This window comes from Oleomonas cavernae, from assembly GCF_003590945.1.
GTDB classification, from domain to species: domain Bacteria; phylum Pseudomonadota; class Alphaproteobacteria; order Zavarziniales; family Zavarziniaceae; genus Zavarzinia; species Zavarzinia cavernae.
Genome location: NZ_QYUK01000008.1, coordinates 665817 through 688261 on the forward strand (window position 1 = coordinate 665817; position 22445 = coordinate 688261).

A 22445-nucleotide genomic window follows, 5' to 3' on the forward strand; every position below is an offset into this window, starting at 1 on the left:
CTTGCGGAGCGACAGCACCCGACAGCTCAGGCCCGCAGCACCTTCGCTGCCGCCGCGTCGCCCAGCGCGGCCAGCACTTCCGCCACGATGTGCCGCGCGTTCAGCCCGGCCGCGTCGTACATGGCGCCCGGCGCATCCTGGTCGAGGAACACGTCGGGTAGCACCATCGGGCGAACCTTGAGGCCGCGGTCGAGCAGGCCGCTCTTGGCGAGGTAATGCAGGACGTGGCTGCCGAAACCGCCGATCGAGCCTTCCTCGATGGTGATCAGGATCTCGTGCTCGGTCGCCAGGCGGCGGATCAGGGCTTCGTCCAGGGGCTTGGCGAAGCGGGCATCGGCGACCGTCGCGGGGAAGCCGCGGCCGGCCAGCTCGTCGGCGGCTTTCAGGGCCTCGGCGAGGCGGGTGCCGAGCGAGAGGATGGCGACGCGGCCGCCCTCCCGCAGGATACGGCCCTTGCCGATCTCCAGCGGTTGCAGGTCGTCGGGGATCTCGACACCCACGCCCTCGCCGCGCGGGAAGCGGAAGGCCGAGGGGCGATCGTCGATCGCCATGGAGGTTGCGACCATGCGCGCCAACTCGGCCTCGTCGGCGGCCGCCATCAGCACGAAATCGGGCAGGCAGCCCAGGTAGGCCAGGTCGAAGGAGCCGGCATGGGTGGCACCGTCGGCGCCCACCAGGCCGGCCCGGTCGAGGGCGAAGCGCACGGGCAGGCGCTGGATCGCCACGTCGTGCACCACCTGGTCATAGCCGCGCTGCAGGAAGGTCGAATAGATGGCGCAGACCGGCTTCAGCCCCTCGGTGGCGAGGCCGGCGGCAAAGGTCACCGCGTGCTGCTCGGCGATGCCGACATCGAAGCAGCGCTTGGGGAAGCGTTCGCCGAAGCGGTCGAGGCCGGTGCCGGACGGCATGGCGCCGGTGATGGCGACGATGCGCTCGTCCTTCTCGGCCAGCTTGATCAGGGCGTCGGAGAAGACGCGGGTATACTGCGGGGCATTGGGCTTGCTCTTGACCTGGGCGCCGGTGGTTACGTCGAAGCGGGCGACGCCGTGGTACTTGTCGGCCGCGGCCTCGGCCGGCGGGTAGCCCTTGCCCTTCTGGGTCATGACGTGAACCAGGATCGGGCCGTTGCCGGCATCGCGCACGTTGCGCAGGATGGGCAGCAGGTGTTCGAGATTGTGGCCGTCGATCGGGCCCACGTAGTAGAAGCCCAGTTCCTCGAACAGGGTGCCGCCGCCCGAGGCCATGCCGCGGGCGTATTCCTCCGCCCGCCTGGCGGTGCGCTCGAAGCTCTTGGGGAAGCGCTGGATCATCTGCTTGGCCATATGCCGGAAATTGACATAGGAGCGGGATGACATCAGGCGGGCGAGATAGGCGCTCATCGCGCCCACGGGCGGCGCGATCGACATGTCGTTGTCGTTGAGGATGACGATCAGCCGGCTGTCCATGGAACCGGCGTTGTTCATCGCCTCATAGGCCATGCCGGCCGACATGGCGCCGTCGCCGATTACCGCGATGACGTTGTTGTTGTCCCCCTTGAGATCCCGCGCCACGGCCATGCCGAGGCCGGCCGAGATCGAGGTCGAGGAGTGGGCGGCGCCGAAGGGGTCGTATTCGCTCTCGGCCCGCTTGGTAAAGCCCGAGAGGCCGCCGCCCTGGCGCAGCGTCCGGATGCGGTCGCGGCGATGGGTCAGGATCTTGTGGGGATAGGCCTGGTGGCCGACGTCCCAGATCAGGCGGTCGCGCGGCGTATCGAACACGTAATGCAGGGCGATCGTCAGCTCGATGACGCCCAGGCCCGCCCCCAGATGCCCGCCGGTGATCGAGACGGCCTCGATCGTCTCGGCCCGCAGTTCGGCGGCCAGGGCCGGCAATTGCTCCTCGGTCAGGGTCCGCAGATCCTCAGGCCCGGCAACCTGGTCGAGCAGAGGGGTATGCGGTGGGCTGATGGTCACAGTCGTCATGTCCCAGACTTCAAGACTTGCGCTCGATGACGTAACGCGCCAGCGCGACCAGAAGGTCGGCGCGCGTCCCGAACATCGCCAGATGGCGGATCGCCTGCTCGGTCAGCAGTTCCGCCTGGGCCCGGGCACGCTCCAGCCCCAGGATGGAAACAAAGGTGGCCTTGCCGCGGGCCTCGTCCTTGCCCACGGCCTTGCCGGTCTCCTCGACCCGGCCTTCGACGTCGAGCAGGTCGTCGGCGATCTGGAAGGCCAGGCCCATGTCATGGGCATAGCCCTTCAGTGCCGTCCGCGCCTCGGCGCTGGCCTTGCCCAGAATCGCCCCGGCCTCGGCCGCGGCGGTGATCAGGGCGCCGGTCTTCATCTTCTGCAGGCGGGTGATGGTGTGCAGGTCGAGCTCGCCCTCGCTCTTCTCGGCGGCGAGGTCGGCCATCTGCCCGCCGACCATGCCATGAGCGCCGGAGGCCAGGGCCAGGGTGGCGACCAGTTCCAGGCGCACGCGGGGATCGGGGTGGGTGTCCTGGCCGGCCAGCAGCTCGAAGCCGAAGGTCAGCAGGGCATCGCCCGCCAGGATCGCGGTCGCCTCGTCGAAGGCCTTGTGCACCGTGGGCTTGCCCCGGCGCAGGTCGTCGTCGTCCATCGCCGGCAGATCGTCATGGATCAGGCTGTAGCAATGGATGGCCTCGATCGCGGCGGCGGCGCGATAGGCGCAGGACGGCGTCACGTCGAACAATTGCGCCACTTCGAGCGTCAGGAACGGGCGCAGCCGCTTGCCGCCCGACAGGCAGGCATAGCGCATGGCCTCGGCCAGGCGCGCCTCGGGCCCGCTCGCCGGCGGCAGGACACGGTCCAGGGTCTTCTCGATATCGCTGGCGGCTTTCGCCAGCGCGGCGTTCAGCGCATCGGTCATGGCAGCCCCATCAGCCGGCATCGAAAGCTCGTGTCGCAATCTCGCCGTCGGGACCGGTCACGATCGCCTCGATCTTGGCCTTGGCCTGGGCCAGCTTGGCCTCGCAATGGCGCTTGAGCAGGGCGCCGCGGCCGTAGATGTCGATCGAGGCTTCGAGATCGACACGGCCGTCCTCGAGTTGGCGCACGATCCCCTCGAGCTCCTTCAAGGCAGCTTCGAAGCTCAAGGACGTGATATCGGCCGGCAGCGGCGCGGGGGAAGCAGGCATCTTTCGGCCTTCGATTATTTTGCGCGAGATCAAATCTAGTCCAACGGCCGGGCCGCCACCATGCGGCACCCTGGCCCTGCCCAACGGGGCTGCCAACAGGTGGTAAACGGCTTCATCAGGCAAGACAAGCCGGAATGACCCAGCCCTGCCGGCGGGGCAAAACCGAGGAAAACAACTATCCCGGCCCTTTGCACGGCCGATGCGCCGAGCGTGGCCATTTCATGCAGGAATCGGCTCGATCTCAATCTATGGTTAACGGCGCGGTAGTAACAAGGTCCCAGAACACTTCCTCACCCGAACATTTCACGTCTGCCAGCATGGCACAGCATTTACGGGACCGGCCGCATGGGCAGTGAACATCCAACCAGCCAGCCAATCGAGCTCACCATCCTGATGCCCTGCCTGAACGAGGCGGAAACTCTGGCGGTCTGCATCGCCAAGGCGACGAACTTCCTGAAGCGCAGCGGGATCGCGGGCGAAGTGCTGATCGCCGACAACGGCTCGAGCGACGGCAGCCAGGCGATCGCCCGGGAACACGGCGCGCGCGTCGTGGCCGTGACCAGCCGCGGCTATGGTGCTGCCCTGATCGGCGGCATCGAGGCCGCGCGCGGCCGCTTCGTGATCATGGGCGATGCCGACGATTCCTACGATTTCAGCCGCCTCGACGGCTTCGTCGAGGCCTTGCGCGGCGGTGCCGACCTGGTCATGGGCAACCGCTTCAAGGGCGGCATCGGCACCGGTGCCATGCCCTTCCTGCACCGCTACCTGGGCAACCCGGTGCTGAGTTTCCTGGGCCGGCTGTTCTTTTCGATCGACGCTGGCGATTTCCATTGCGGCCTGCGCGGGTTCCGCCGCGACGCGGTCGCCGGCCTGCACCTGCAAACCCTGGGCATGGAATTCGCCAGCGAGATGGTGGTGCGTGCCGCCCTCGCCGGCCTGAGGATCGCCGAGGTGCCCACCACCCTGCGCAAGGACGGGCGCTCGCGCCCGCCGCACCTGCGTACCTGGCGCGACGGCTGGCGCCACCTGCGCTTCCTCCTGCTCTACAGCCCGCGCTGGCTGTTCATGTATCCAGGCCTGGCGCTGATCGGGCTGGGCATCCTGGGGGCCGCGCTGTTGCTGCCCGGGCCGCTGAAGCTGGCCGACGGCCTGACCATCGACGTCCACACCTTCTATGTCGCCTGCATGGGCATCCTGGTCGGCACCCAGAGCCTGACCTTCGGCCTGCTGGCCCGGCGCTTTGGCGCGGCACAAGGCTTCCTGCCGGCCTCGCCCCGGCTGGAAAGCGCGCTGAGCCGGCTGACCCTGGAACGGCTGCTGCTGGTCGCCCTGGCCCTGCTGGCCGGCGGCCTGGCCGGCGCGGTTTCAGCGATGGTGGAATGGGGCGGGCTGGACTTCGGCCCGGTCCACTATTCCAGCCTGCTGCGGCGCCTGATCCTGTCGCTGACCGCGCTCGCCGCCGGCACCCAACTGGGCCTGGCCGGCTTCCTGGGCAGCGTCATGGAGATCAAGCACCGCCAGCCCGAGGGCTGACGCCGCCTCAATGCACCATCAAGGTCGCGACATGGGCCGCGACCGACGAGGCCAGGGCATAGAGGTCGTAGCCGCCTTCCAGGGTCGAGACCAGGCCGCCCTTGCAATGGCGCCTGGACAGCGCGGCCAATTCCGCGGTCACCCAGCGGTAGTCGGCCTCGATCAGGCGCAGGTTGGCCAGCGGGTCCAGCGCGTGGCCGTCGAAGCCCGCCGAAATCAGGATCAGTTCCGGCGCGAACCGGTCCAGCGCGGGCAGGATGTGCTCGGCAAAGGCGCGGCGGAAAGCCGGCCCGTCGGCGCCCGGCGGCAGCGGCGCGTTCAGGATGTTGTCGGCGCAGCCGGTCTCGCCCACGGCCCCGGTGCCGGGATAGAGCGGCGCCTGATGGGTCGAGGCGTAGAACAGGTCGGGATCACCCTGGAAGGCCGCCTGGGTGCCGTTGCCGTGGTGGACATCGAAATCGACCACCGCGACGCGGCTGAGGCCGTGGACCGCCCGGGCATGCTGGGCCCCGACGGCGACATTGTTGAAGATGCAGAAGCCCATAGCATGGTCGGGTTCGGCGTGATGGCCGGGCGGCCGCACGGCGCAGAAGGCGGACCGCGCTGCCCCGGTCAGCACCGCGTCGACGGCGGCGACCACCGCGCCGGCGGCATGCAGCGCCGCCTGGCCCGAGCCGGCCGAGACGATGGTATCGGCATCGAGATGCACCGCCTGGTGCCCGGTCGCGGTCGGCACCTTGGCCAGGACCCAGTCGACATAATCGGGGGTGTGGACGCGGGTCAGTTGCTCGCGGGTCGCGGCCGGCGCTTCCACCCGTTCGAGGTAGTGGAAATCTTCCGCCTCAAGCGCGCGCATGACCGCGCGCAGGCGATCGGCACATTCCGGGTGGCCCCAGCCGGTATCGTGATCGAGGCAACTGGGGTGCGAAAACAGGATGGTGGACATGAATGAGGGCGCTTCCGGGCAACTTGTTCTTTTAGGTTACCTTACTGTTGCGCCGGAATGCGCCGCTGGGGAAGCCCCCCGTTAAATGAAGAAATCCGGCGCCAGCTGCGCGCTGGGGTCAACCGCATATTGATCGAGATCAATGACACCGGCCGCCGTCAGCACCTCGTCGTCGATACAGAAGTTGCCGGTGAAGCCGCGGCTGGGCTTGGTCAGGATCAGATAGGCGGCATCGGCCATGATTTCCGGCTTGCGGCTGGCGCGCACCATGGCGTCGCCGCCCAGCATGCTGACCGCGGCGGTGGCGATCGCCGTGCGCGGCCACAGGGCGTTGAAGGCGATGCCGTCATCGGCGAATTCCTCCGCCATGCCCAGCACGCACATGGACATGCCGAACTTGGCCATGGTGTAGGCGACGTGCGGGCTGAACCAGCGGGTTTCCATGTTGAGCGGCGGCGAGAGGTTCAGCACATGCGGGTTGACCGCTTTTTTCAGGTGCGGCACCGCCAGCTTGGAACACAGGAAGGTGCCCCTGGTATTGATCTGGTGCATCAGGTCGTAGCGGCGCATGTCGGTCGACAGGGTGCCGGTCAACTGGATGGCGCTGGCATTGTTCACCAGCACGTCGATGCCGCCGAAGGTCTCGACCGTCTTGGCGATGGCGGCACGGACCTGGTCTTCCTCGCGCACGTCGACGGTCAGCGGCAGCGCCTCGCCGCCGGCCGCCCGGATCTCGGCCGCGGCGGTGTGGATCGTGCCTTCCAGCTTGGGGTGGGGATCGACGGTCTTGGCCGCGATCGCGATATTGGCCCCGTCCCGCGCCGCCCGCTTGGCGATCGCGAGGCCAATGCCGCGCGAGGCGCCGGTGATGAACAGGGTCTTGCCCTTGAGGTTGCTCATGTCCCCTCCTCTTTTTTGTGGGCTGCACGAGACCAGAGGCGACGCCGACACGCAAGCCCCCGGCTTTTCCCCCGCGTCATCCTGGACAAGGCCCTGGGCCTGAACACTTCCCTTGCCGTCATGGCCGGGCGAAGTCCCGGCCATCCACGTCGGCAAGCTGCCTCTTCCGTCAACGGACTTGCAATGTCCCGACGTGGATGACCGGGACAAGCCCGGTCATGACGATCAGGGTTTGAGTTTCAAGCCGCGAACTGCTGGAAATCCGGCTTGCGCTTGGCGAAGAAGGCGGCGACGGCTTCGGCGAATTCGGGGCCGCGCAACTGCTCGCCGAAGAGGGCGCCTTCGTCCTTCATGCGCTGGGCGATGTCGGCAATGGCCGGCTTCATCAACTGCTTGGTCAACCGCAGGGCCGTGGGCGCGGCGGCGGCCAGGCGGCGGGCCTTGGCGGCGACGTGATCGGCCAGGGCGGCCGCCGGCACCACCTCGTTGACGAAGCCGAGCTGGGCCGCCCGGGCGGCGTCGACGGTATCGCCGAACAGGAACAGCTCGGCCGCCTTGCGATGGCCGATCATGGCCGGGACCAGCAGGCTGGACGCCGCTTCCGGCACCAGGCCCAGTTGCGTGAACGGCATCGAGAGCCTGGCCGTGTCGGCGGCATAGACCAGGTCGCAGTGCAGCAGCATGGTCATGCCGACACCGACGCCCAGGCCGTTGACCGCGGCCACCAGGATCTTGGGGAAGCTCGAAATCGCCGCCAGGAAGCGCGAGACCGGCGATTCACCGGCGATATCGGGCGGGTTCCGCATGAAATCGATCAGGTCGTTGCCCGACGTGAAGGCATCGCCCGCCCCGGTGAGCACCACCACCCGCACGGCCGGATCGGCCGCGGCGGCATTCAATGCGTCGACGATGGCATCGTACATGGCAAGCGTCAGGGCATTCTTCTTGTCGGGGCGATTGAAGGTGATGGTGGTGACCCCATCGAGGGTCGAAGTCAGGATCTCGCTCATGGTTTTGAACTCCTCGCAAAACGGTGGACGACGGTATCGAGAAAACGGGCGACGACAGCGATCTCGTCTGGGGTGAAGCCGTCGGTGAGCTGGTCGTTCACCGCCGCCATCAGCGGCTTGGACGCGCGCACGCGCTCGGCCCCCGCAGCGGTCAGGAACAGGTTGGTGATGCGCCGGTCGCTCTCGCCGAGCTTGCGCTCGATGAACCCGGCGCGTTCCAGCCGGTCGGCCAGGCCGGTGACCGCCGAGGCATTGAGCTCCAGCCGCTCGGCGAGATCGCCCAGGGTACAGCCCGGCGACTCGCCCAGCACGAACAGGGCGCCCAGTTGCGCGCCGGTGATGTCCAGCTGATCGAGCAGGACCACGTCCGCCGCCTTGAACAAGGCATGGCGGGCGCGGTTCAACAGATAGAACAGGCGGGGAGGACGCGGCTTCATGGCCCGCAACCTACCCGCAGTTACTTCACATGTGAAGTATTATTTCAGGCCGCGTCGCGCGCCGCCACCAACCGGCGCCAGTAGTGGATGCCGTCGGCGCCCTCGTCCCGGGCGATCATGCCGCGCTGGCGCAGGCAATGGAGGTGGGCCAGGCCCTCGCCCAGGGCCAGGATCAGGTCGTGGCCCTCCAGCGGGCGGCGGAACATCGGGCCCAGCAGGTCGACCGCGTGACGCGGCGCCTCCAGCGCCTCGATAATGGTGTCGAGCCGGCGCTGATGGCCGATGGCCAGCCGGGTCAGGCGATGGTGCAGGCCGTAGAACGGCTCGTTGTGCGAGGGCAGCACCATCACGTCGTCGGGCACCCGGCGCGCGATGAGTTCCAGCGAGTCGAGCCAGTCGGTCAGCGGGTCGCCTTCCGGGTCCGACAGATTGACCGAGACATTGGAAGAAATGCGCGGCAGCACCTGGTCGCCCGAGATCAGCAGGCCCAGCTCCGCGCACCAGAGGCTGGCATGTTCCGGCGAGTGGCCGCGCCCGACCACCACTTCCCAGGCCTTGCCGCCGATCTCGATCGTGCCGCCGTCGTTGAGCCGGCAATGCCCCAGCGGCAAGTCGGTGACGCCTTGGGCGAAGCTGCCGAAGCCCCGCGCCATGTAGGTTTGCATCATGGTGTCGGTAAAGCCGGCACGGCGATAGAAATCGACCGCTTCGGGCGGCGGCTCGTCGCGGACATCGAGGCACAGCAGCCGGGCGGTGAGGAATTCCTCGCGCGTCATCCACAAGGGTGCGCCGAAATGGCGGCACAGCCAGCCGGCCTGGCCGACGTGATCGGGATGCAGGTGGGTGACCACCACCTTGGTCACCGGCCGGCCGGCCATCGGCCCGGTGAACAATTGCTGCCACAGCGCTTCCGTATTGTGGCCCCGCAGGCCGGTATCGACCACGGCCCAGCCGTCGCCGTCCTCGACCAGCCAGATATTGATGTGGTCCAGGCTGAAGGGCAGCGGCAGGCGCGCCCACAGCACCCCGGGCGCAACCTCGATCGCCTCGCCCGGACCTGGCTTGGCCTCGAACGGAAAAGTCAGTCCGGACACGGGGTCGCCTCGTTGCTGCAATGCCATGACCCCAGTGTAGGAGCCTTGACGTGCACGTCAACCGAGGGTGATTTTCCCTTACGTCAACCGACCGCGCACAGACTGGGCCGACGCGCAGCCAGGGCCTCGATCTCCTCGACCAGCGGCGATTGCGCGATTTCCCGGGCCATGGCGGTGCCGAGCCGGCGGGCAGATTCCGAGAAGCCCGGTTCGTCCAGCAAGCGCCCCAGGGCAGCGCCGATCGCGGCCGGGTCGGTGCCGGCATCGAGCACCAGGCCAGCCCCGCGCACCACCCGGGCGGTTCCTCGGCGGGCCGCCCGGTCTCATGCGCCTCGCAGGAAACCGTCGCGCAAGGCGGCGATGAAGGTCGTCGCCTGGCCGATCATTTCGCGCGCGTCCGCCGCCTTCACCGAATCGCCGTCATAGTCGGCCACATAGCGGCGAGTCTCGGCCTGCTTGAGAAGCCGCCCCAGTTCTTTGGGCAAGGGGCCATCCTTGATCAGATGATTGCTGAACGCATTGAGCACGCCCTTGTGCGTCTTGCCCACATCGTGGCCTGCGGCGAGCAGGGCGGCGCGGGCCGCGTCGAACATGGCGAAATAGGCGCGATTGCACGCCCCGTCGGCATCTCCGATCTCGAGCAAGACAAGCGCCGATGCCGCCGCCTGCTCCGCCTTTGCCAGCAGGCTCTGCACCGTCACAGCATGATCCCCTCGCGGGCGATAGTGCGAAGCAGGGCGGGATTGGAAAAGCGTTCCGGATTCTCCCATTCGTCGAGCCAGACCGGCATGGGCGAAATATTGACCCCGGTCTCGAGCAAGACGTCATAGGCGACATCCGCCATGGCCAGGGTGGTCGTCAACACCCGCTGGTGCTCGCCTTTTAGAAGCACGGCGACATCGGCATCGCTGTCGGGGCGGTGCGTCCCCCGCGCGCGGCTGCCATAGAGAATCGCCCCCGCCGGCTCGTATCGGCCGGCGACCAGGGAGAGAAAGCGGCGAACCGCAGCCTCCGTATCGGGGTCTACATGCTTCATGGCGCGATCATAACAACCGGACGACGAGCGGGCATCGTTTTCGTTTCGATCTTCTCTGCCCATTGAACAAGGTCCGTCCGCTGGGGCCTGGATCATTTCGGCATCCCGACAACGGCCGGATGACAAAACCCCGAGTACCTGGTGTCAGATTTTAACCACTAGCGAATGGTCTCAGCGCACCGTTCCGCGCGGCTGCCGACCATCAGGGCGAAATCCGAAAGGGCGGCATCGTCGAGGCCGTCATTCGTCATGGCCGCCGCCACGGCCGGCGCCTGGATGATGACGCTTTGGCTGAGTTCCAAAATCCGCCGCCGCACCAGCGGCATGCCAAGGCCCGCGTCGGCGGCGAAGGCAGCCCATCCCTTCGCATCCAATTCGGCCAGGGTCGCCTTTCTCCCGATCCTCATGGCGAATTTCGGCGACAGCCCCGGATAGGCAACCGTCGCCAGGAGATCATAGAGCGGTGCCAGCCGCGGCCCCTGGCCGTCATAGAGAATCGAGAAATTCTTGCCATGGGCGTCGGCATTTCCGGCAATGACGTTGAAGATCACGGCATCCAGCAGCTTGATGACTTCGACAGCGGGACGCGCGGCGATACGGCGCAGAAGACCGAAGCATTCCTTGAATCCGGGGCCGCCTTCGCTGGCGTATTTGGTTTCCGGCGGCACGCCCAGCGCCTGGCAGAAGTCCTCCTGGTGAATACGCTGAACCAGGCCGTCGACAGTCTTCGTCCGATCGTAGCGCCCGACGAGCAGGAACGGGCGCCCCAGCACGATGCGAGGCTCAGCCGGTGCGGCGTCGAGCCCGACGGCACCGGCAAGGCGCATGACAAAGGCTTCGTTCTCGGTCGTGGCGGGAAAGCGCGCAATCGGAGGCTTGAGGATATGAGTGGTCGGTTGCCCGGGCGCCGGCAAAGCCACGGCGCCATCCACGAGCACCACGGGGACTTTCGCCTGCACGCCGGCCAACGACAGCCGTATCCCCTCCCCGCCGGCCAGCAAGGGACGCGTCGGCAGCGCCTCCAGCACGCCGAGCAATGCGGCATCGTCGAGCGGTGCCGCTCTGTCCTGTGGCGAGGGCACGGCCAGTGTCTCGCCGGGCGGCAGAAGCTGCAGCGCGCCGGCAACATCCCCACCGAGGCGATCGAGCAGGGCAAAATCATTGGCGCGCGAGACGCCAAGCGCCTGCGCAACCGCGTCCCGCTGGCCCTCTTCGGGCAGAAGACCGCCGAAGAACGGCCGGCATTCGCGGCGCGAGAAAGCTTCTGCCCGCTTCGGCAAGGAGACCGACAACGGCGGCGCCCTTTCGTCGTCAAGCCAGGCAGGCGAATAGGTGAAGCTCAAGTCGCCGTGCCGGTCCTGCGCGAGCTTGCCGACGACGCGGCCGTTCCACCAGACGTCGAGTTCCCGCATCGTCACGCCCCGCCCTCTCCCTTAGGATCTGGCGGCGGGATGATCTCGAAAGAACAGCCCAATGCACTGAGGACCTGCAGCGCCTTGCCAAGCTGCGCCGTCGCCTTGCCGGCTTCCAGATCCACGACAAAGCGCAGGCCGACACCGGCGGCCCCCGCCAGTTCGTCCTGGCGCAAACCGGCCGCTTTCCTGGCCTGGCGGACAAGGCGGCCAATATCGGCCGGCGTGAGTATACGGTTCATCATGATACTTTCCCGATCGGGAAAATATCATGATCCTCTACCTCTTGTCGCGAGAAATTTACCGCTCGGGAAAATAGCACCCAATTCTCGTAGACTCGGGCGATACTTTCCCGATCGGGATAACCATTCGACTCGCCAGCAGCATCGGCAGGGTCTTACAGCAGGTCGCTGCCGCAGGTGGCGGGGCCGGGCAGGCTGGCCGCCACAGGCAGGCGGTGTCGCGAGGCGGCGCGATCATAACAACCGGACGGCGCGCGGGCATCGTTTTCGTTTCGATCCTCTGCGTGCCCTAGCTGGAAAGATCATCCTTGAACCGGTCGATCTGGTGCATCCGTTCATGAAGGATGGTGACGATGCCGATATCGCCGTTTTCCAGCCGTTTCCAGTATACGAAATGGCGTTCGTAGCGGAAGAAATAGCCATCTACCCCGAACGCCGCCGGAACGGGCTTCGACAGGACGCCGCGCGCCTCGATCCGCTCGAAGGCGGCGAACAGGCCGGTGAGGTAACGATCGGCCTGCTCCTGCCCCCAGCGATCGCGCGTGTATCGGTAGATCTCGTCGAGGCGGAGCGAGGCCGCCTCCTGGACACGGACCGCCACGAGGGTCAGGCCCGGTTGCGGGCGATCACTTCGGCGGCGGTGAGTTCCTTGTAGCTGTTGTCTGGCGCGGCGAAGGCGAGGGTCAACTCGGCCCTCAGGTGGTCGAAGGCTTCACGCTCGACTCGTTCCTTGTCGCGCCGGATCAGGTCGCGGACATATTCGCTGATATTCTCGTAGGCGCCGTTCTCGCCGACATTCGCCGCGACGAAATCGCTGAGCGCGCCGCTAAGGCGGACGGTCATGGTCGTGGTGCGAGACATGGCGCCTCCTTGAGTCTTCGTATTCAATATAATCAAAGTTGAATACGGGGCAAGGGATGCGAGTGGCCTCTCCTCATGTCACGGCGGCTCTTCCCCACCTACTTCCAGACAGAGGGAAAGGCGAACCATATTCCATCGAGGCCAGGGTCCGATTTGGATTCCTGCCACTCGCCGATAAGGGAATCTGCGACCTTTGCCGGTTCACCGCCATACCTTGGCACCGGACTCCAGCCAAAGGGTGCCTTCTTATCCCCCTTGATTGGAACCGCACCAGCTGTGATCATTTCGACGACAAACCGGCGAACAAAATCTTCGAGTTCACCGCCGTTTAAAGCAAAACCCTCGCGGCCCGCCCTGATCATGCTCCACATACCTACAGGATCAGATTGGGCCTCATTAACCGTGGCGCGGAACCATTCGAAGTCGGAGATGCCGTGTTTGGAGAGCAGGTGACTCATGGTTCTTAGCCCGCCTCAGTTACATCAGGAATTCCAGTGACACAGTACTTGCTACAGAACCTACTGCAGACATTTACCTGTACTGCCAGGAAGCGCCGGCCCCAACCGGCGCTTCCTGCGAATTTCCAGTCTCTTAACTCGCCAGCAGCGCCGGCAGATCCTCCAGCAGCGCATTGCCGCGGGTGACCGGGCCCAGCAGGGCGGCGGCGACGGGCAGGCGCTGTTCGGCGAAGTAGCGAGCCGAGGCGATGCGGGCCTTCAGGAATTTCTGGTCGGCGCCGGCCTCGTTCAGGCGCTCGTGCGCGACCAGAGCCTGGCGGGCCAGGAGCCAGCCGCCGACCACGGCGCCGGCCATGTCGAGATAGGTTGCGGCATTGGCCAGCACGTCGTTGGGACGGCTGCCCACGTTCTCCAGCACCCACTGGGTTGCCTCTGTCAGGGCGACGGTGGCGGCGCCCAGCTCGCGGGCGATGACGTTGAAGTCCTCGTCGCCGATGCTTTGCAGGCGCGGCGTGAGCGAGCGGATCTGCGCCAGCAGGCCCTTCACCGTGTCGCCGCCGTTGAGCGTCACCTTGCGGGTGACGAGGTCGATCGCCTGGATGCCGTTGGTGCCCTCGTAGATCGGGGCGATGCGGCTGTCACGCCAGTGCTGGGCAGCGCCGGTTTCCTCGATGAAGCCCATGCCGCCGTGGACCTGGATGTTCAGCGAGGTCAGTTCCACGCCGCGGTCGGTGCACCAGGACTTGGTGATCGGGGTCAGCAGGTCGGCCATTGCCCGCTCGGCCGCGCGTTCTTCCGGGGTTGCCGCGACCTTGGAGAGGTCGAGCGCCAGGGCATTGCGGCAGACCATGGCACGCATGGCGTCGACCGTCGACTTCATGGTCATCAGCATGCGGCGGATGTCGGGATGGTCGATGATCGGGCTGGCGGCCGCGGCACCGATGGCCCTGCCCTGCTTGCGTTCCTGGGCGAAGGCCAGGGCCTGCTGATAGGCGCGCTCCGCCAGCCCTAAGCCCTGCCCGCCGACCGAGACGCGGGCATTGTTCATCATGGTGAACATGGCATTGAGGCCGCGGTTCTCCTGGCCGATCATGTAACCGATACAGTCATCGTTGTCGCCATAGGCCATGACGCAGGTCGGGCTGGCATGGATGCCGATCTTGTGTTCGAGCGAGACGCAGCGCAGGTCGTTGCGCCGGCCCAGCGTGCCATCGGCATTGACCAGATACTTCGGCACGATGAAGCAGGAAATGCCGCGGCTGCCCTCGGGCGCGCCCGGCGTCTTGGCCAGCACCAGGTGGATAATGTTCTCGGCCAGCTCGTGCTCGCCGAAGGTGATGAAGATCTTGGTGCCCTTGACGCGCCAGGAACCGTCGCCCACCGGGGTCGCCCGGCTCTTGATGTCGCCCAGGTCCGAGCCGGCATGGGGTTCGGTCAGGTTCATGGTGCCGGTCCATTCGCCGGCGATCATCTTGTGGAGGTAGGTTTCCTTCTGCTCGGGCGTGCCGTGGGCATTGATCGCCTCGGTCGCGCCCTGGTTCAGCAGCATGATCAGGCCGAAGGCCATGTTGGCCGAGGTCCAGATCTCCTGCACCGCGCAGGTCAGGGTCCAGGGCAGGCTCTGCCCGCCGAATTCGGCCTCGAAGGGCACGCCGGGCCAGCCGCCCTCGACATAGGCCTTCCAGGCCGCCTCGAAGGCCTTGGGCACGGTCACGACACCGTTTTCAAGGCTGACACCCTCGCGGTCGCCGACCTGGTTGGTCGGGGCGATCACGTCGCGGGCGAGCTTGCCCGCCTCTTCCAGCACCTGTTCGACGATCTCGGGCGAGGCATGCTCATAGGCCTCGAAGCCCGAGATTTCTTCGAGCTGGCCGATCGTCTCCAGCGTAAACATCAGCTCGCGCAGGGGGGCGGCATAGACGGTCATCGGTCAGGCTCTCCGGTTTTGGGCCGTGCGTTATAGGCACTGGCGGCGCGATATGCTAAGGCGGACACGAATTTGGAAAGCCGACACGACGCCGCACATGACGGTGCCCATCAAGCCCTCTGGCCCGCAGACCATTGCCCAAGCCGCCCGCGCACTCAAGCACGGCCTGCTGGTCGGCCTGCCCACCGAGACCGTTTACGGCCTCGCCGGTGATGCCACGTCCGACGCGGCGGTGGCGCGGATCTATGCCGCCAAGGGCCGGCCGCAGTTCAACCCGCTGATCATTCATGTCGCCGATGTGGCCGGGGCGGAAGCCCTGGCCGTGGTTTCGCCCCTGGCCCGGCGCCTGATGGCGGCCTTCTGGCCCGGGCCGCTGACCCTGGTGCTGCCCCGGGGCGAGAATTGCCCGATCTCGCTGCTGGCCTCGGCCGGGCTCGACACGCTGGCCCTGCGCTGCCCCGCCCACGCGGTGGCCCGGGCGGTGATCGCGGCCGCCGGGGTGCCCCTGGCCGCGCCCAGCGCCAATCCTTCCGGCCGGCTCAGCCCGACCGCCGCCCTTGATGTCGCCGAAGCCTTCACCCCCGACCAGGTCGCCCTGGTCGTCGACGGCGGCGCGACCCCTGTCGGGGTCGAGTCGACCATCGTCGGCTTGTTCGAGGACGGTCCCGTCATGCTGCGCCCGGGGGCCTGGCCCGCGCGTCGATCGAGGCGATCACCGGCCCCCTGCGCGAGGCCGGCCACGATGATGGCGAGGCGCCGCAAAGCCCGGGCCGCCTGCTCTCCCATTACGCCCCGCACCTGCCGGTGCGCCTCGAGGCGACCAGCGTCGCCGGGAACGAGGCCCTGCTCGCCTTCGGGCCGGCGGCGCTGCTGGGTGCGCGGACAGTGCTGAACCTGTCGCCCGGCGGCGACCTGACCGAGGCGGCCGCCAACCTGTTCCGCATGCTGCGCCAGCTCGACCGTTCCGGGGCGGCGGGCATCGCCGTGATGCCGATCCCGGCCGAGGGCCTGGGCGAGGCGATCCGCGACCGGCTGATCCGCGCCGCCGCCCCGCGCGAGGCGGCCTGATGGCGATCGCCCCGGACCTCGTCGCCCGCCTGCGCGACATCCTCGGCCCCGGCGGCCTGGTGGAGGACCAGGACGACCTGGCACCCCGCCTCACCGACATGCGCGGCCGCTATACCGGCAAAACGCCCTTCGCCCTGCGCCCCGCCACCGTCGATGCCCTGTCTCAAGCCATGGCCCTGCTCTATGCGGCGGGCATCCCCATGGTGCCCCAGGGCGGCAATACCGGATTGGTCGGCGGCGCGACCCCCGACGAACGGGGGGGCGAGGTGCTGATCCTGACCGACCGCCTCAAGGCCGTGCGCGCGGTCGATCCCGCCGGCGACACGATCACGGTCGAGGCCGGCTGCACGCTGGCGCAGGTTCAGGCCGCCGCCGCGGCGGCCGACCGGCTCTACCCGGTCTCGCTGGCGTCCGAGGGCACCTGCACCATCGGCGGCAACCTGGCGACCAATGCCGGCGGCATCCATGTCCTGCGCTATGGCAATACCCGCGAGCAGGTCCTGGGCCTGGAAGTGGTGCTGCCGGACGGGCGGCTCTGGGACGGCCTGCGCGCTTTGCGCAAGGACAATACCGGCTACGACCTCAAGCACCTGTTCATCGGCGCCGAGGGCACGCTGGGCATCATCACCGCCGCGACCTTGCGCCTGTGGCAGCGCCCCCGCGTCCAGGGCGTCGGCTTCGCCGCCCTGCCCGATGTGACCGGCGCCATCACCCTGCTGGGCCGCCTGCGCCAGGCCGCGGGCGAAGGCCTGACCGCCTTCGAACTGCTGCCCGAGATCGGCATCGGGTTCGTGCTGGACCATTTGCCCGGCGCCAAGCGCCCCTGGCGACGGTCGCGCCCTGGTATGTCCTGATGGAGATCGGCGGCCAGGACGAGGGCCGGCAGGCCCTGCTGGAAGCGACCCTGGCCCAGGCCATGGAAGACGGCCTGGTGCTGGACGCCACCATCGCCGCCTCGCAAGCCCAGGCCCAGGCCCTGTGGCACCTGCGCGAAGACATGTCCGACGCGCAGAAACCCCAGGGCGCCAGCCTGAAGCACGATATCTCGGTCCCGGTCCAGCGCCTGGACCGGTTCGTTGCCGCGCCAACGCCGCCATCACGGCGCGCGACGCCCAGGTGCGCATCGTCTGCTTCGGCCACCTGGGCGACGGCAACCTGCACTTCAACCTCAGCCAGCCGGTGGGGGTGGATCCGGCCGCCTTCATGGCCCGCACGCAGGAGTTTGCGGAAATCGTCCACGACCTGACCCATCAGTTCGGCGGCTCGATCTCGGCCGAGCACGGCCTGGGCCGCCTGAAGGTCGACGAGATCACCCGCTATCACTCGACGGTGGAACTGGACCTGAAACGCCGGATCAAGCAGGCTTTCGACCCCAAGGGCCTGATGAATCCCGGCAAGGTCATCACCGGGCAACAGACAAGTTGAACAATGGGGCCCCCGCGGCCGATCCCGACCGCTTGCAGGGAGGCGGAGAGGATGAGAATCGTTCTGGTTTCCGACAGCCACCTCAGCCCCGTCGTCGGCGCGTTCGGCGACAACTGGCTGGCCATCAAGGCCTGGATCGCCAGCATGCGGCCCGACATGGTCGTGCACCTGGGCGACATCACGGCTTATGGCGATGAAGATCCCGCCGAGCTGGCCCAGGCCTTCCAGGCCCTCAACAGCGGCGACTGGGAGAAACGCTTCCTGCCCGGCAATCACGACATGGGTGACAACCCGCCGGGGCCCGGCGTGGCCTCGGAACAGCAACTGGTCGACCTCGAGCATCTGCAGCGCTACCGGGGTCTTCGGCCCCGATCGCTGGTCCTTCCGGGCCGGTGCCTGGCAGATCCTGGGCCTCAACGCCCAGCTTTTCGGCACCGGCCTCGACGAGGAGGAGGCGCAGTTTGCCTGGATCGAGGCGGCGCTTGGAACATCCGCGGGCCCGTTGGGCGTGATGCTGCACAAGCCGCTGTTCCGCAACGGGCCGGCGGACGACGAGATCCACGGGCGCTATGTCCCGGCGGCACCGCGGCGGCGGTTGCTGGAGCTGCTGGCCCGCCGGGATTTGCGCTTCGTCGTCGCCGGCCACACCCATCAGACACGGCAGATCGAGGTGGACGGCGTCGAGCATGTCTGGGCGCCGTCCTGCGCCTTCATCATCCCGACGCCCTGCAGGAGACGATCGGCGCCAAGATCGTGGGCGCCATGACCCTCGACCTGACGGATACGACCCACCACTTCCGCCTCGCCCTGCCCGACCGGGTGGCCCAGCACAATGTGGCCGACTTCCCCCAGCTCTACCCGGAATTCACCGCCAAGTTCATCGCCGAGCGCGACCAGTTGCCCAGACCCTGAAGGATAGGCCACACTGGGCAAAACATAAGGGGAGGGCTGCATGCCCAGTGCGTTCGTGACCGGGGCCACCGGCTTCGTCGGCATCAATCTGGTGGACGAGCTGCTGGCGCGCGGCTGGACCGTCACCTGCCTGGTGCGGGCGGGCTCGAACACCAAATACCTCGACCGCCGCGCCGTCGCCAAGGTGACGGGCGAGATTACCGACATCGAGTCGCTGCGGCGGGCCATGCCGGCCGGCCTCGACGCCGTCTTCCACGTCGCCGGCGACACCAACATGTGGTCGCGCAACAACCCGCAGCAGACCGCCAACAATGTCGACGGCACCCGCAACATGTGCACCGTCGCCCTGGAAAAGGGCGTCAAGCGCTTCATCCACACCTCGACCGTATCCGTCTGGGGCCTAGTCGACGGCCCCGTGACCGAGGAGGTGCCCCAGCGGGGCGGCTCGTCCTGGATCAATTACCAGAAGTCGAAATACCTGGCCGAGCGGGAAGTGGCGGCCGCGGTCGGGCGCGGCCTCGACGCCGTGATCATGAACCCGGCCGCCATCGTCGGCGCCAGGACAGCCATACCTGGGCCCGCATGTTCCTGATGGTGGCGCAGGACGAATTGCCCGGCGTGCCGCCCGGCGGCCTCTCCTTCGCCCATGTCCGCGAGGTGGTGAACGCCCATATCGAAGCGGTCGCCCGCGCCGCACCGGCGAGAATTATGTCCTGGGCGGAACCGAGGCGACGATGAAGGACTTCGTCGGCGAGATCGCCCGGCGCCTGGGCAAGACCAAGGCGCCACCGGTCATCCCCTGCCCCTGCTGAAACTGTTCGGCCGGCTCTATGCGCTCAAGGCCGCGATCACCGGCAAGCCGCCGGCGCTCACCCCGAGACCGCGGCCATGGCGGCCAAGGTCAATCCCTGCCCCAGCCTGAAGGCTCAGCGCGAACTGGGCTATCGCACCGTACCGCTGGCCGTGATGGTCGCCGACTGCGCCGACTGGCTGATCGAGCAGGGTTACATCGCGAGGCCGGCTTGAGCGGCACGTTCCGCGACGTCGGCGACGGTGATGTCGACGGCCTCGTCTCCCTGTGGACCGCCTGCGGCCTTGACCAGGCGCCGGCCCAGGCCGGTGCGGCGCAGGGCGGGGGCGACGGCCAGATAGTACATCCCAGCCGCGATGGCCCTCGTGGCCGACCATGACGCTGCCGACCACCGCCCCTGCCTCGGTCGCGACCAGGATGGTCGCCTCGGCCGAGCGGCGGGCCAGGGCGATGTCGCCCGGGGATCGTTCCACGGCCGGGTCAGGCGCAGGCGGTCCACAGGGAGACGAGGCCGTCGACATCACCGTCGCCGACGTCGCGGAACGTGCCGCTCAAGCCGGCCTCGCGATGTAACCCTGCTCGATCAGCCAGTCGGCGCAGTCGGCGACCATCACGGCCAGCGGTACGGTGCGATAGCCCAGTTCGCGCTGAGCCTTCAGGCTGGGGCAGGGATTGACCTTGGCCGCCATGGCCGCGGTCTCGGGGGTGAGCGCCGGCGGCTTGCCGGTGATCGCGGCCTTGAGCGCATAGAGCCGGCCGAACAGTTTCAGCAGGGGCAGGGGGATGACCGGTGGCGCCTTGGTCTTGCCCAGGCGCCGGGCGATCTCGCCGACGAAGTCCTTCATCGTCGCCTCGGTTCCGCCCAGGACATAATTCTCGCCGGTGCGGCCGCGGGCGACCGCTTCGATATGGGCGTTCACCACCTCGCGGACATGGGCGAAGGAGAGGCCGCCGGGCGGCACGCCGGGCAATTCGTCCTGCGCCACCATCAGGAACATGCGGGCCCAGGTATGGCTGTCCTGGGCGCCGACGATGGCGGCCGGGTTCATGATCACGGCGTCGAGGCCGCGCCCGACCGCGGCCGCCACTTCCCGCTCGGCCAGGTATTTCGACTTCTGGTAATTGATCCAGGACGAGCCGCCCCGCTGGGGCACCTCCTCGGTCACGGGGCCGTCGACTAGGCCCCAGACGGATACGGTCGAGGTGTGGATGAAGCGCTTGACGCCCTTTTCCAGGGCGACGGTGCACATGTTGCGGGTGCCGTCGACATTGTTGGCGGTCTGCTGCGGGTTGTTGCGCGACCACATGTTGGTGTCGCCGGCGACGTGGAAGACGGCGTCGAGGCCGGCCGGCATGGCCCCCGCAGCGACTCGATGTCGGTAATCTCGCCCGTCACCTTGGCGACGGCGCGGCGGTCGAGGTATTTGGTGTTCGAGCCCGCCCGCACCAGGCAGGTGACGGTCCAGCCGCGCGCCAGCAGCTCGTCCACCAGATTGATGCCGACGAAGCCGGTGGCCCCGGTCACGAACGCACTGGGCATGCAGCCCTCCCTTATGTTTTGCCCAGTGTGGCCTATCCTTCAGGGTCTGGGCAACTGGTCGCGCTCGGCGATGAACTTGGCGGTGAATTCCGGGTAGAGCTGGGGGAAGTCGGCCACATTGTGCTGGGCCACCCGGTCGGGCAGGGCGAGGCGGAAGTGGTGGGTCGTATCCGTCAGGTCGAGGGTCATGGCGCCCACGATCTTGGCGCCGATCGTCTCCTGCAGGGCGTCGGGGATGATGAAGGCGCAGGACGGCGCCCAGACATGCTCGACGCCGTCCACCTCGATCTGCCGTGTCTGATGGGTGTGGCCGGCGACGACGAAGCGCAAATCCCGGCGGGCCAGCAGCTCCAGCAACCGCCGCCGCGGTGCCGCCGGGACATAGCGCCCGTGGATCTCGTCGTCCGCCGGCCGTTGCGGAACAGCGGCTTGTGCAGCATCACGCCCAACGGGCCCGCGGATGTTCCAAGCGCCGCCTCGATCCAGGCAAACTGCGCCTCCTCCTCGTCGAGGCCGGTGCCGAAAAGCTGGGCGTTGAGGCCCAGGATCTGCCAGGCACCGGCCCGGAAGGACCAGCGATCGGGGCCGAAGACCCGCGGTAGCGCTGCAGATGCTCGAGGTCGACCAGTTGCTGTTCCGAGGCCACGCCGGGCCCGGCGGGTTGTCACCCATGTCGTGATTGCCGGGCAGGAAGCGTTTCTCCCAGTCGCCGCTGTTGAGGGCCTGGAAGGCCTGGGCCAGCTCGGCGGGATCTTCATCGCCATAAGCCGTGATGTCGCCCAGGTGCACGACCATGTCGGGCCGCATGCTGGCGATCCAGGCCTTGATGGCCAGCCAGTTGTCGCCGAACGCGCCGACGACGGGGCTGAGGTGGCTGTCGGAAACCAGAACGATTCTCATCCTCTCCGCCTCCCTGCAAGCGGTCGGGATCGGCCGCGGGGGCCCCATTGTTCAACTTGTCTGTTGCCCGGTGATGACCTTGCCGGGATTCATCAGGCCCTTGGGGTCGAAAGCCTGCTTGATCCGGCGTTTCAGGTCCAGTTCCACCGTCGAGTGATAGCGGGTGATCTCGTCGACCTTCAGGCGGCCCAGGCCGTGCTCGGCCGAGATCGAGCCGCCGAACTGATGGGTCAGGTCGTGGACGATTTCCGCAAACTCCTGCGTGCGGGCATGAAGGCGGCCGGATCCACCCCACCGGCTGGCTGAGGTTGAAGTGCAGGTTGCCGTCGCCCAGGTGGCCGAAGCAGACGATGCGCACCTGGGCGTCGCGCGCCGTGATGGCGGCGTTGGCGGCGGCAACGAACCGGTCCAGGCGCTGGACCGGGACCGAGATATCGTGCTTCAGGCTGGCGCCCTGGGGTTTCTGCGCGTCGGACATGTCTTCGCGCAGGTGCCACAGGGCCTGGGCCTGGGCTTGCGAGGCGGCGATGGTGGCGTCCAGCACCAGGCCGTCTTCCATGGCCTGGGCCAGGGTCGCTTCCAGCAGGGCCTGCCGGCCCTCGTCCTGGCCGCCGATCTCCATCAGGACATACCAGGGCGCGACCGTCGCCAGGGGGCGCTTGGCGCCGGGCAAATGGTCCAGCACGAACCCGATGCCGATCTCGGGCAGCAGTTCGAAGGCGGTCAGGCCTTCGCCCGCGGCCTGGCGCAGGCGGCCCAGCAGGGTGATGGCGCCGGTCACATCGGGCAGGGCGGCG

Annotated in this window: 28 protein-coding genes and 6 pseudogenes; 11 read left to right on the forward strand and 23 right to left on the reverse strand. The window is 67.6% G+C overall.

Annotated elements, in window-relative coordinates; all coding sequences use genetic code 11:
• Nucleotides 1-26 precede the first annotated feature (26 nt).
• Genes dxs through D3874_RS03515 form a run of 3 tightly spaced genes read right to left on the reverse strand, consistent with a single transcriptional unit; the run spans nucleotide 27 to nucleotide 3136 of the window.
• Nucleotides 27-1961: a 1-deoxy-D-xylulose-5-phosphate synthase gene (dxs, locus tag D3874_RS03505; protein WP_119776551.1), complete on the reverse strand. Its 1935-nt coding sequence runs from the start codon at nucleotides 1959-1961 to the stop codon at nucleotides 27-29.
• Nucleotides 1962-1971: 10 nt separating this feature from the next.
• Nucleotides 1972-2868, reverse strand: coding sequence for a polyprenyl synthetase family protein (locus D3874_RS03510; protein ID WP_119776554.1), 897 nt, complete (start codon nucleotides 2866-2868; stop codon nucleotides 1972-1974).
• Between the two features lie 10 nt (nucleotides 2869-2878).
• On the reverse strand, nucleotides 2879-3136 hold the full coding sequence (locus D3874_RS03515) for an exodeoxyribonuclease VII small subunit (protein WP_119776716.1): 258 nt from the start codon (nucleotides 3134-3136) through the stop codon (nucleotides 2879-2881).
• A gap of 345 nt (nucleotides 3137-3481) precedes the next feature.
• Here D3874_RS03515 and D3874_RS03520 point away from each other — a divergent pair, with 345 nt between their 5' ends.
• Complete coding sequence (locus tag D3874_RS03520; protein WP_119776557.1) at nucleotides 3482-4669, forward strand: glycosyltransferase family 2 protein; 1188 nt, start codon at nucleotides 3482-3484, stop codon at nucleotides 4667-4669.
• 7 nt (nucleotides 4670-4676) lie between these two features.
• On the opposite strand, the gene D3874_RS03525 is transcribed toward D3874_RS03520, so the two are convergent.
• From D3874_RS03525 to D3874_RS03585, 14 genes are all read right to left on the reverse strand, one after another.
• Nucleotides 4677-5615: a histone deacetylase family protein gene (locus D3874_RS03525; RefSeq protein WP_119776559.1), complete on the reverse strand. Its 939-nt coding sequence runs from the start codon at nucleotides 5613-5615 to the stop codon at nucleotides 4677-4679.
• 81 nt (nucleotides 5616-5696) lie between these two features.
• The gene (locus D3874_RS03530; RefSeq protein WP_119776562.1) at nucleotides 5697-6515 is read right to left on the reverse strand and encodes an SDR family oxidoreductase; all 819 of its coding nucleotides are present in this window, start codon (nucleotides 6513-6515) and stop codon (nucleotides 5697-5699) included.
• Between the two features lie 239 nt (nucleotides 6516-6754).
• Nucleotides 6755-7525, reverse strand: a complete 771-nt coding sequence (locus tag D3874_RS03535; protein ID WP_119776564.1) for an enoyl-CoA hydratase — start codon at nucleotides 7523-7525, stop codon at nucleotides 6755-6757.
• Nucleotides 7522-7962, reverse strand: coding sequence for a MarR family winged helix-turn-helix transcriptional regulator (locus D3874_RS03540; RefSeq protein ID WP_119776567.1), 441 nt, complete (start codon nucleotides 7960-7962; stop codon nucleotides 7522-7524). The genes D3874_RS03535 and D3874_RS03540 overlap by 4 nt, the downstream gene beginning before the upstream one ends.
• Before the next feature lie 44 nt (nucleotides 7963-8006).
• On the reverse strand, nucleotides 8007-9056 hold the full coding sequence (locus D3874_RS03545) for an MBL fold metallo-hydrolase (protein ID WP_233559806.1): 1050 nt from the start codon (nucleotides 9054-9056) through the stop codon (nucleotides 8007-8009).
• A gap of 83 nt (nucleotides 9057-9139) precedes the next feature.
• Nucleotides 9140-9349, reverse strand: coding sequence for a hypothetical protein (locus D3874_RS03550; RefSeq protein ID WP_119776572.1), 210 nt, complete (start codon nucleotides 9347-9349; stop codon nucleotides 9140-9142).
• Nucleotides 9350-9379: 30 nt separating this feature from the next.
• Nucleotides 9380-9757, reverse strand: coding sequence for a HEPN domain-containing protein (locus D3874_RS03555; RefSeq protein ID WP_199698902.1), 378 nt, complete (start codon nucleotides 9755-9757; stop codon nucleotides 9380-9382).
• Entirely contained in the window at nucleotides 9754-10092 is a 339-nt protein-coding gene (locus D3874_RS03560; protein ID WP_119776576.1) for a nucleotidyltransferase domain-containing protein, read from the reverse strand. The genes D3874_RS03555 and D3874_RS03560 overlap by 4 nt, the downstream gene beginning before the upstream one ends.
• A gap of 158 nt (nucleotides 10093-10250) precedes the next feature.
• Nucleotides 10251-11504 (reverse strand): type II toxin-antitoxin system HipA family toxin, encoded by a 1254-nt coding sequence (locus D3874_RS03565; protein ID WP_199698903.1) that lies wholly within the window; start codon nucleotides 11502-11504, stop codon nucleotides 10251-10253.
• Between the two features lie 2 nt (nucleotides 11505-11506).
• A complete protein-coding gene (locus D3874_RS03570) occupies nucleotides 11507-11749 on the reverse strand; it encodes a helix-turn-helix transcriptional regulator (RefSeq protein WP_119776582.1) in 243 nt (80 codons plus the stop codon).
• 286 nt (nucleotides 11750-12035) lie between these two features.
• A complete protein-coding gene (locus D3874_RS03575) occupies nucleotides 12036-12347 on the reverse strand; it encodes a type II toxin-antitoxin system RelE/ParE family toxin (protein ID WP_119776584.1) in 312 nt (103 codons plus the stop codon).
• Nucleotides 12348-12352: 5 nt separating this feature from the next.
• On the reverse strand, nucleotides 12353-12607 hold the full coding sequence (locus D3874_RS03580; RefSeq protein ID WP_119776586.1) for a ribbon-helix-helix domain-containing protein: 255 nt from the start codon (nucleotides 12605-12607) through the stop codon (nucleotides 12353-12355).
• 98 nt (nucleotides 12608-12705) lie between these two features.
• On the reverse strand, nucleotides 12706-13065 hold the full coding sequence (locus D3874_RS27805) for a hypothetical protein (protein ID WP_147385511.1): 360 nt from the start codon (nucleotides 13063-13065) through the stop codon (nucleotides 12706-12708).
• A gap of 133 nt (nucleotides 13066-13198) precedes the next feature.
• The gene (locus D3874_RS03585; RefSeq protein WP_119776588.1) at nucleotides 13199-14992 is read right to left on the reverse strand and encodes an acyl-CoA dehydrogenase; all 1794 of its coding nucleotides are present in this window, start codon (nucleotides 14990-14992) and stop codon (nucleotides 13199-13201) included.
• 97 nt (nucleotides 14993-15089) lie between these two features.
• On the opposite strand from D3874_RS03585, the pseudogene D3874_RS32360 reads away from it, so the two are divergent.
• From D3874_RS32360 to D3874_RS28360, 10 genes and pseudogenes are all read left to right on the forward strand, one after another.
• Nucleotides 15090-16060: pseudogene (locus D3874_RS32360) on the forward strand (L-threonylcarbamoyladenylate synthase).
• Nucleotides 16060-16914, forward strand: a complete 855-nt coding sequence (locus D3874_RS31470; RefSeq protein ID WP_233559807.1) for an FAD-binding oxidoreductase — start codon at nucleotides 16060-16062, stop codon at nucleotides 16912-16914. The pseudogene D3874_RS32360 and the gene D3874_RS31470 overlap by 1 nt, the downstream one beginning before the upstream one ends.
• Nucleotides 16914-17081 (forward strand): annotated as a pseudogene (locus D3874_RS31475) (hypothetical protein); the annotation flags it as partial. The gene D3874_RS31470 and the pseudogene D3874_RS31475, both read left to right, overlap by 1 nt.
• Nucleotides 17039-17485: an FAD-binding oxidoreductase gene (locus tag D3874_RS31480; RefSeq protein WP_456306392.1), complete on the forward strand. Its 447-nt coding sequence runs from the start codon at nucleotides 17039-17041 to the stop codon at nucleotides 17483-17485. The pseudogene D3874_RS31475 and the gene D3874_RS31480, both read left to right, overlap by 43 nt.
• A gap of 51 nt (nucleotides 17486-17536) precedes the next feature.
• Nucleotides 17537-17737, forward strand: a pseudogene (locus D3874_RS31840) (metallophosphoesterase); the annotation flags it as partial.
• 31 nt (nucleotides 17738-17768) lie between these two features.
• Nucleotides 17769-18251, forward strand: coding sequence for a metallophosphoesterase family protein (locus tag D3874_RS29905; protein ID WP_233559808.1), 483 nt, complete (start codon nucleotides 17769-17771; stop codon nucleotides 18249-18251).
• Complete coding sequence (locus D3874_RS29910; protein ID WP_233559809.1) at nucleotides 18248-18397, forward strand: hypothetical protein; 150 nt, start codon at nucleotides 18248-18250, stop codon at nucleotides 18395-18397. The genes D3874_RS29905 and D3874_RS29910 overlap by 4 nt, the downstream gene beginning before the upstream one ends.
• Before the next feature lie 40 nt (nucleotides 18398-18437).
• Complete coding sequence (locus D3874_RS03605) at nucleotides 18438-18989, forward strand: NAD-dependent epimerase/dehydratase family protein (protein ID WP_119776594.1); 552 nt, start codon at nucleotides 18438-18440, stop codon at nucleotides 18987-18989.
• On the forward strand, nucleotides 18980-19135 hold the full coding sequence (locus tag D3874_RS28355) for a hypothetical protein (RefSeq protein ID WP_158595813.1): 156 nt from the start codon (nucleotides 18980-18982) through the stop codon (nucleotides 19133-19135). The genes D3874_RS03605 and D3874_RS28355 overlap by 10 nt, the downstream gene beginning before the upstream one ends.
• A 150-nt stretch (nucleotides 19136-19285) precedes the next feature.
• Nucleotides 19286-19423 (forward strand): hypothetical protein, encoded by a 138-nt coding sequence (locus D3874_RS28360; protein ID WP_158595814.1) that lies wholly within the window; start codon nucleotides 19286-19288, stop codon nucleotides 19421-19423.
• Here the strand turns inward: D3874_RS28360 and D3874_RS28365 are convergent.
• From D3874_RS28365 to D3874_RS31855, 6 genes and pseudogenes are all read right to left on the reverse strand, one after another.
• Nucleotides 19402-19554: a GNAT family N-acetyltransferase gene (locus D3874_RS28365; protein WP_158595815.1), complete on the reverse strand. Its 153-nt coding sequence runs from the start codon at nucleotides 19552-19554 to the stop codon at nucleotides 19402-19404. The two genes, D3874_RS28360 and D3874_RS28365, sit on opposite strands and share 22 nt — an antisense overlap.
• 205 nt (nucleotides 19555-19759) lie before the next feature.
• Nucleotides 19760-20748 (reverse strand): annotated as a pseudogene (locus D3874_RS03615) (SDR family oxidoreductase).
• A gap of 39 nt (nucleotides 20749-20787) precedes the next feature.
• Nucleotides 20788-21105 carry a hypothetical protein gene (locus tag D3874_RS29915; protein WP_233559810.1) on the reverse strand — a complete coding sequence of 106 codons (318 nt, stop codon included), beginning with the start codon at nucleotides 21103-21105 and terminating at the stop codon, nucleotides 20788-20790.
• Nucleotides 21106-21696, reverse strand: a pseudogene (locus tag D3874_RS31845) (metallophosphoesterase family protein); the annotation flags it as partial.
• A gap of 3 nt (nucleotides 21697-21699) precedes the next feature.
• Entirely contained in the window at nucleotides 21700-22047 is a 348-nt protein-coding gene (locus D3874_RS31850; protein WP_119776605.1) for an FAD-binding oxidoreductase, read from the reverse strand.
• Nucleotides 22007-22429: pseudogene (locus D3874_RS31855) on the reverse strand (FAD-linked oxidase C-terminal domain-containing protein); the annotation flags it as partial. The gene D3874_RS31850 and the pseudogene D3874_RS31855, both read right to left, overlap by 41 nt.
• Nucleotides 22430-22445 lie beyond the last annotated feature (16 nt).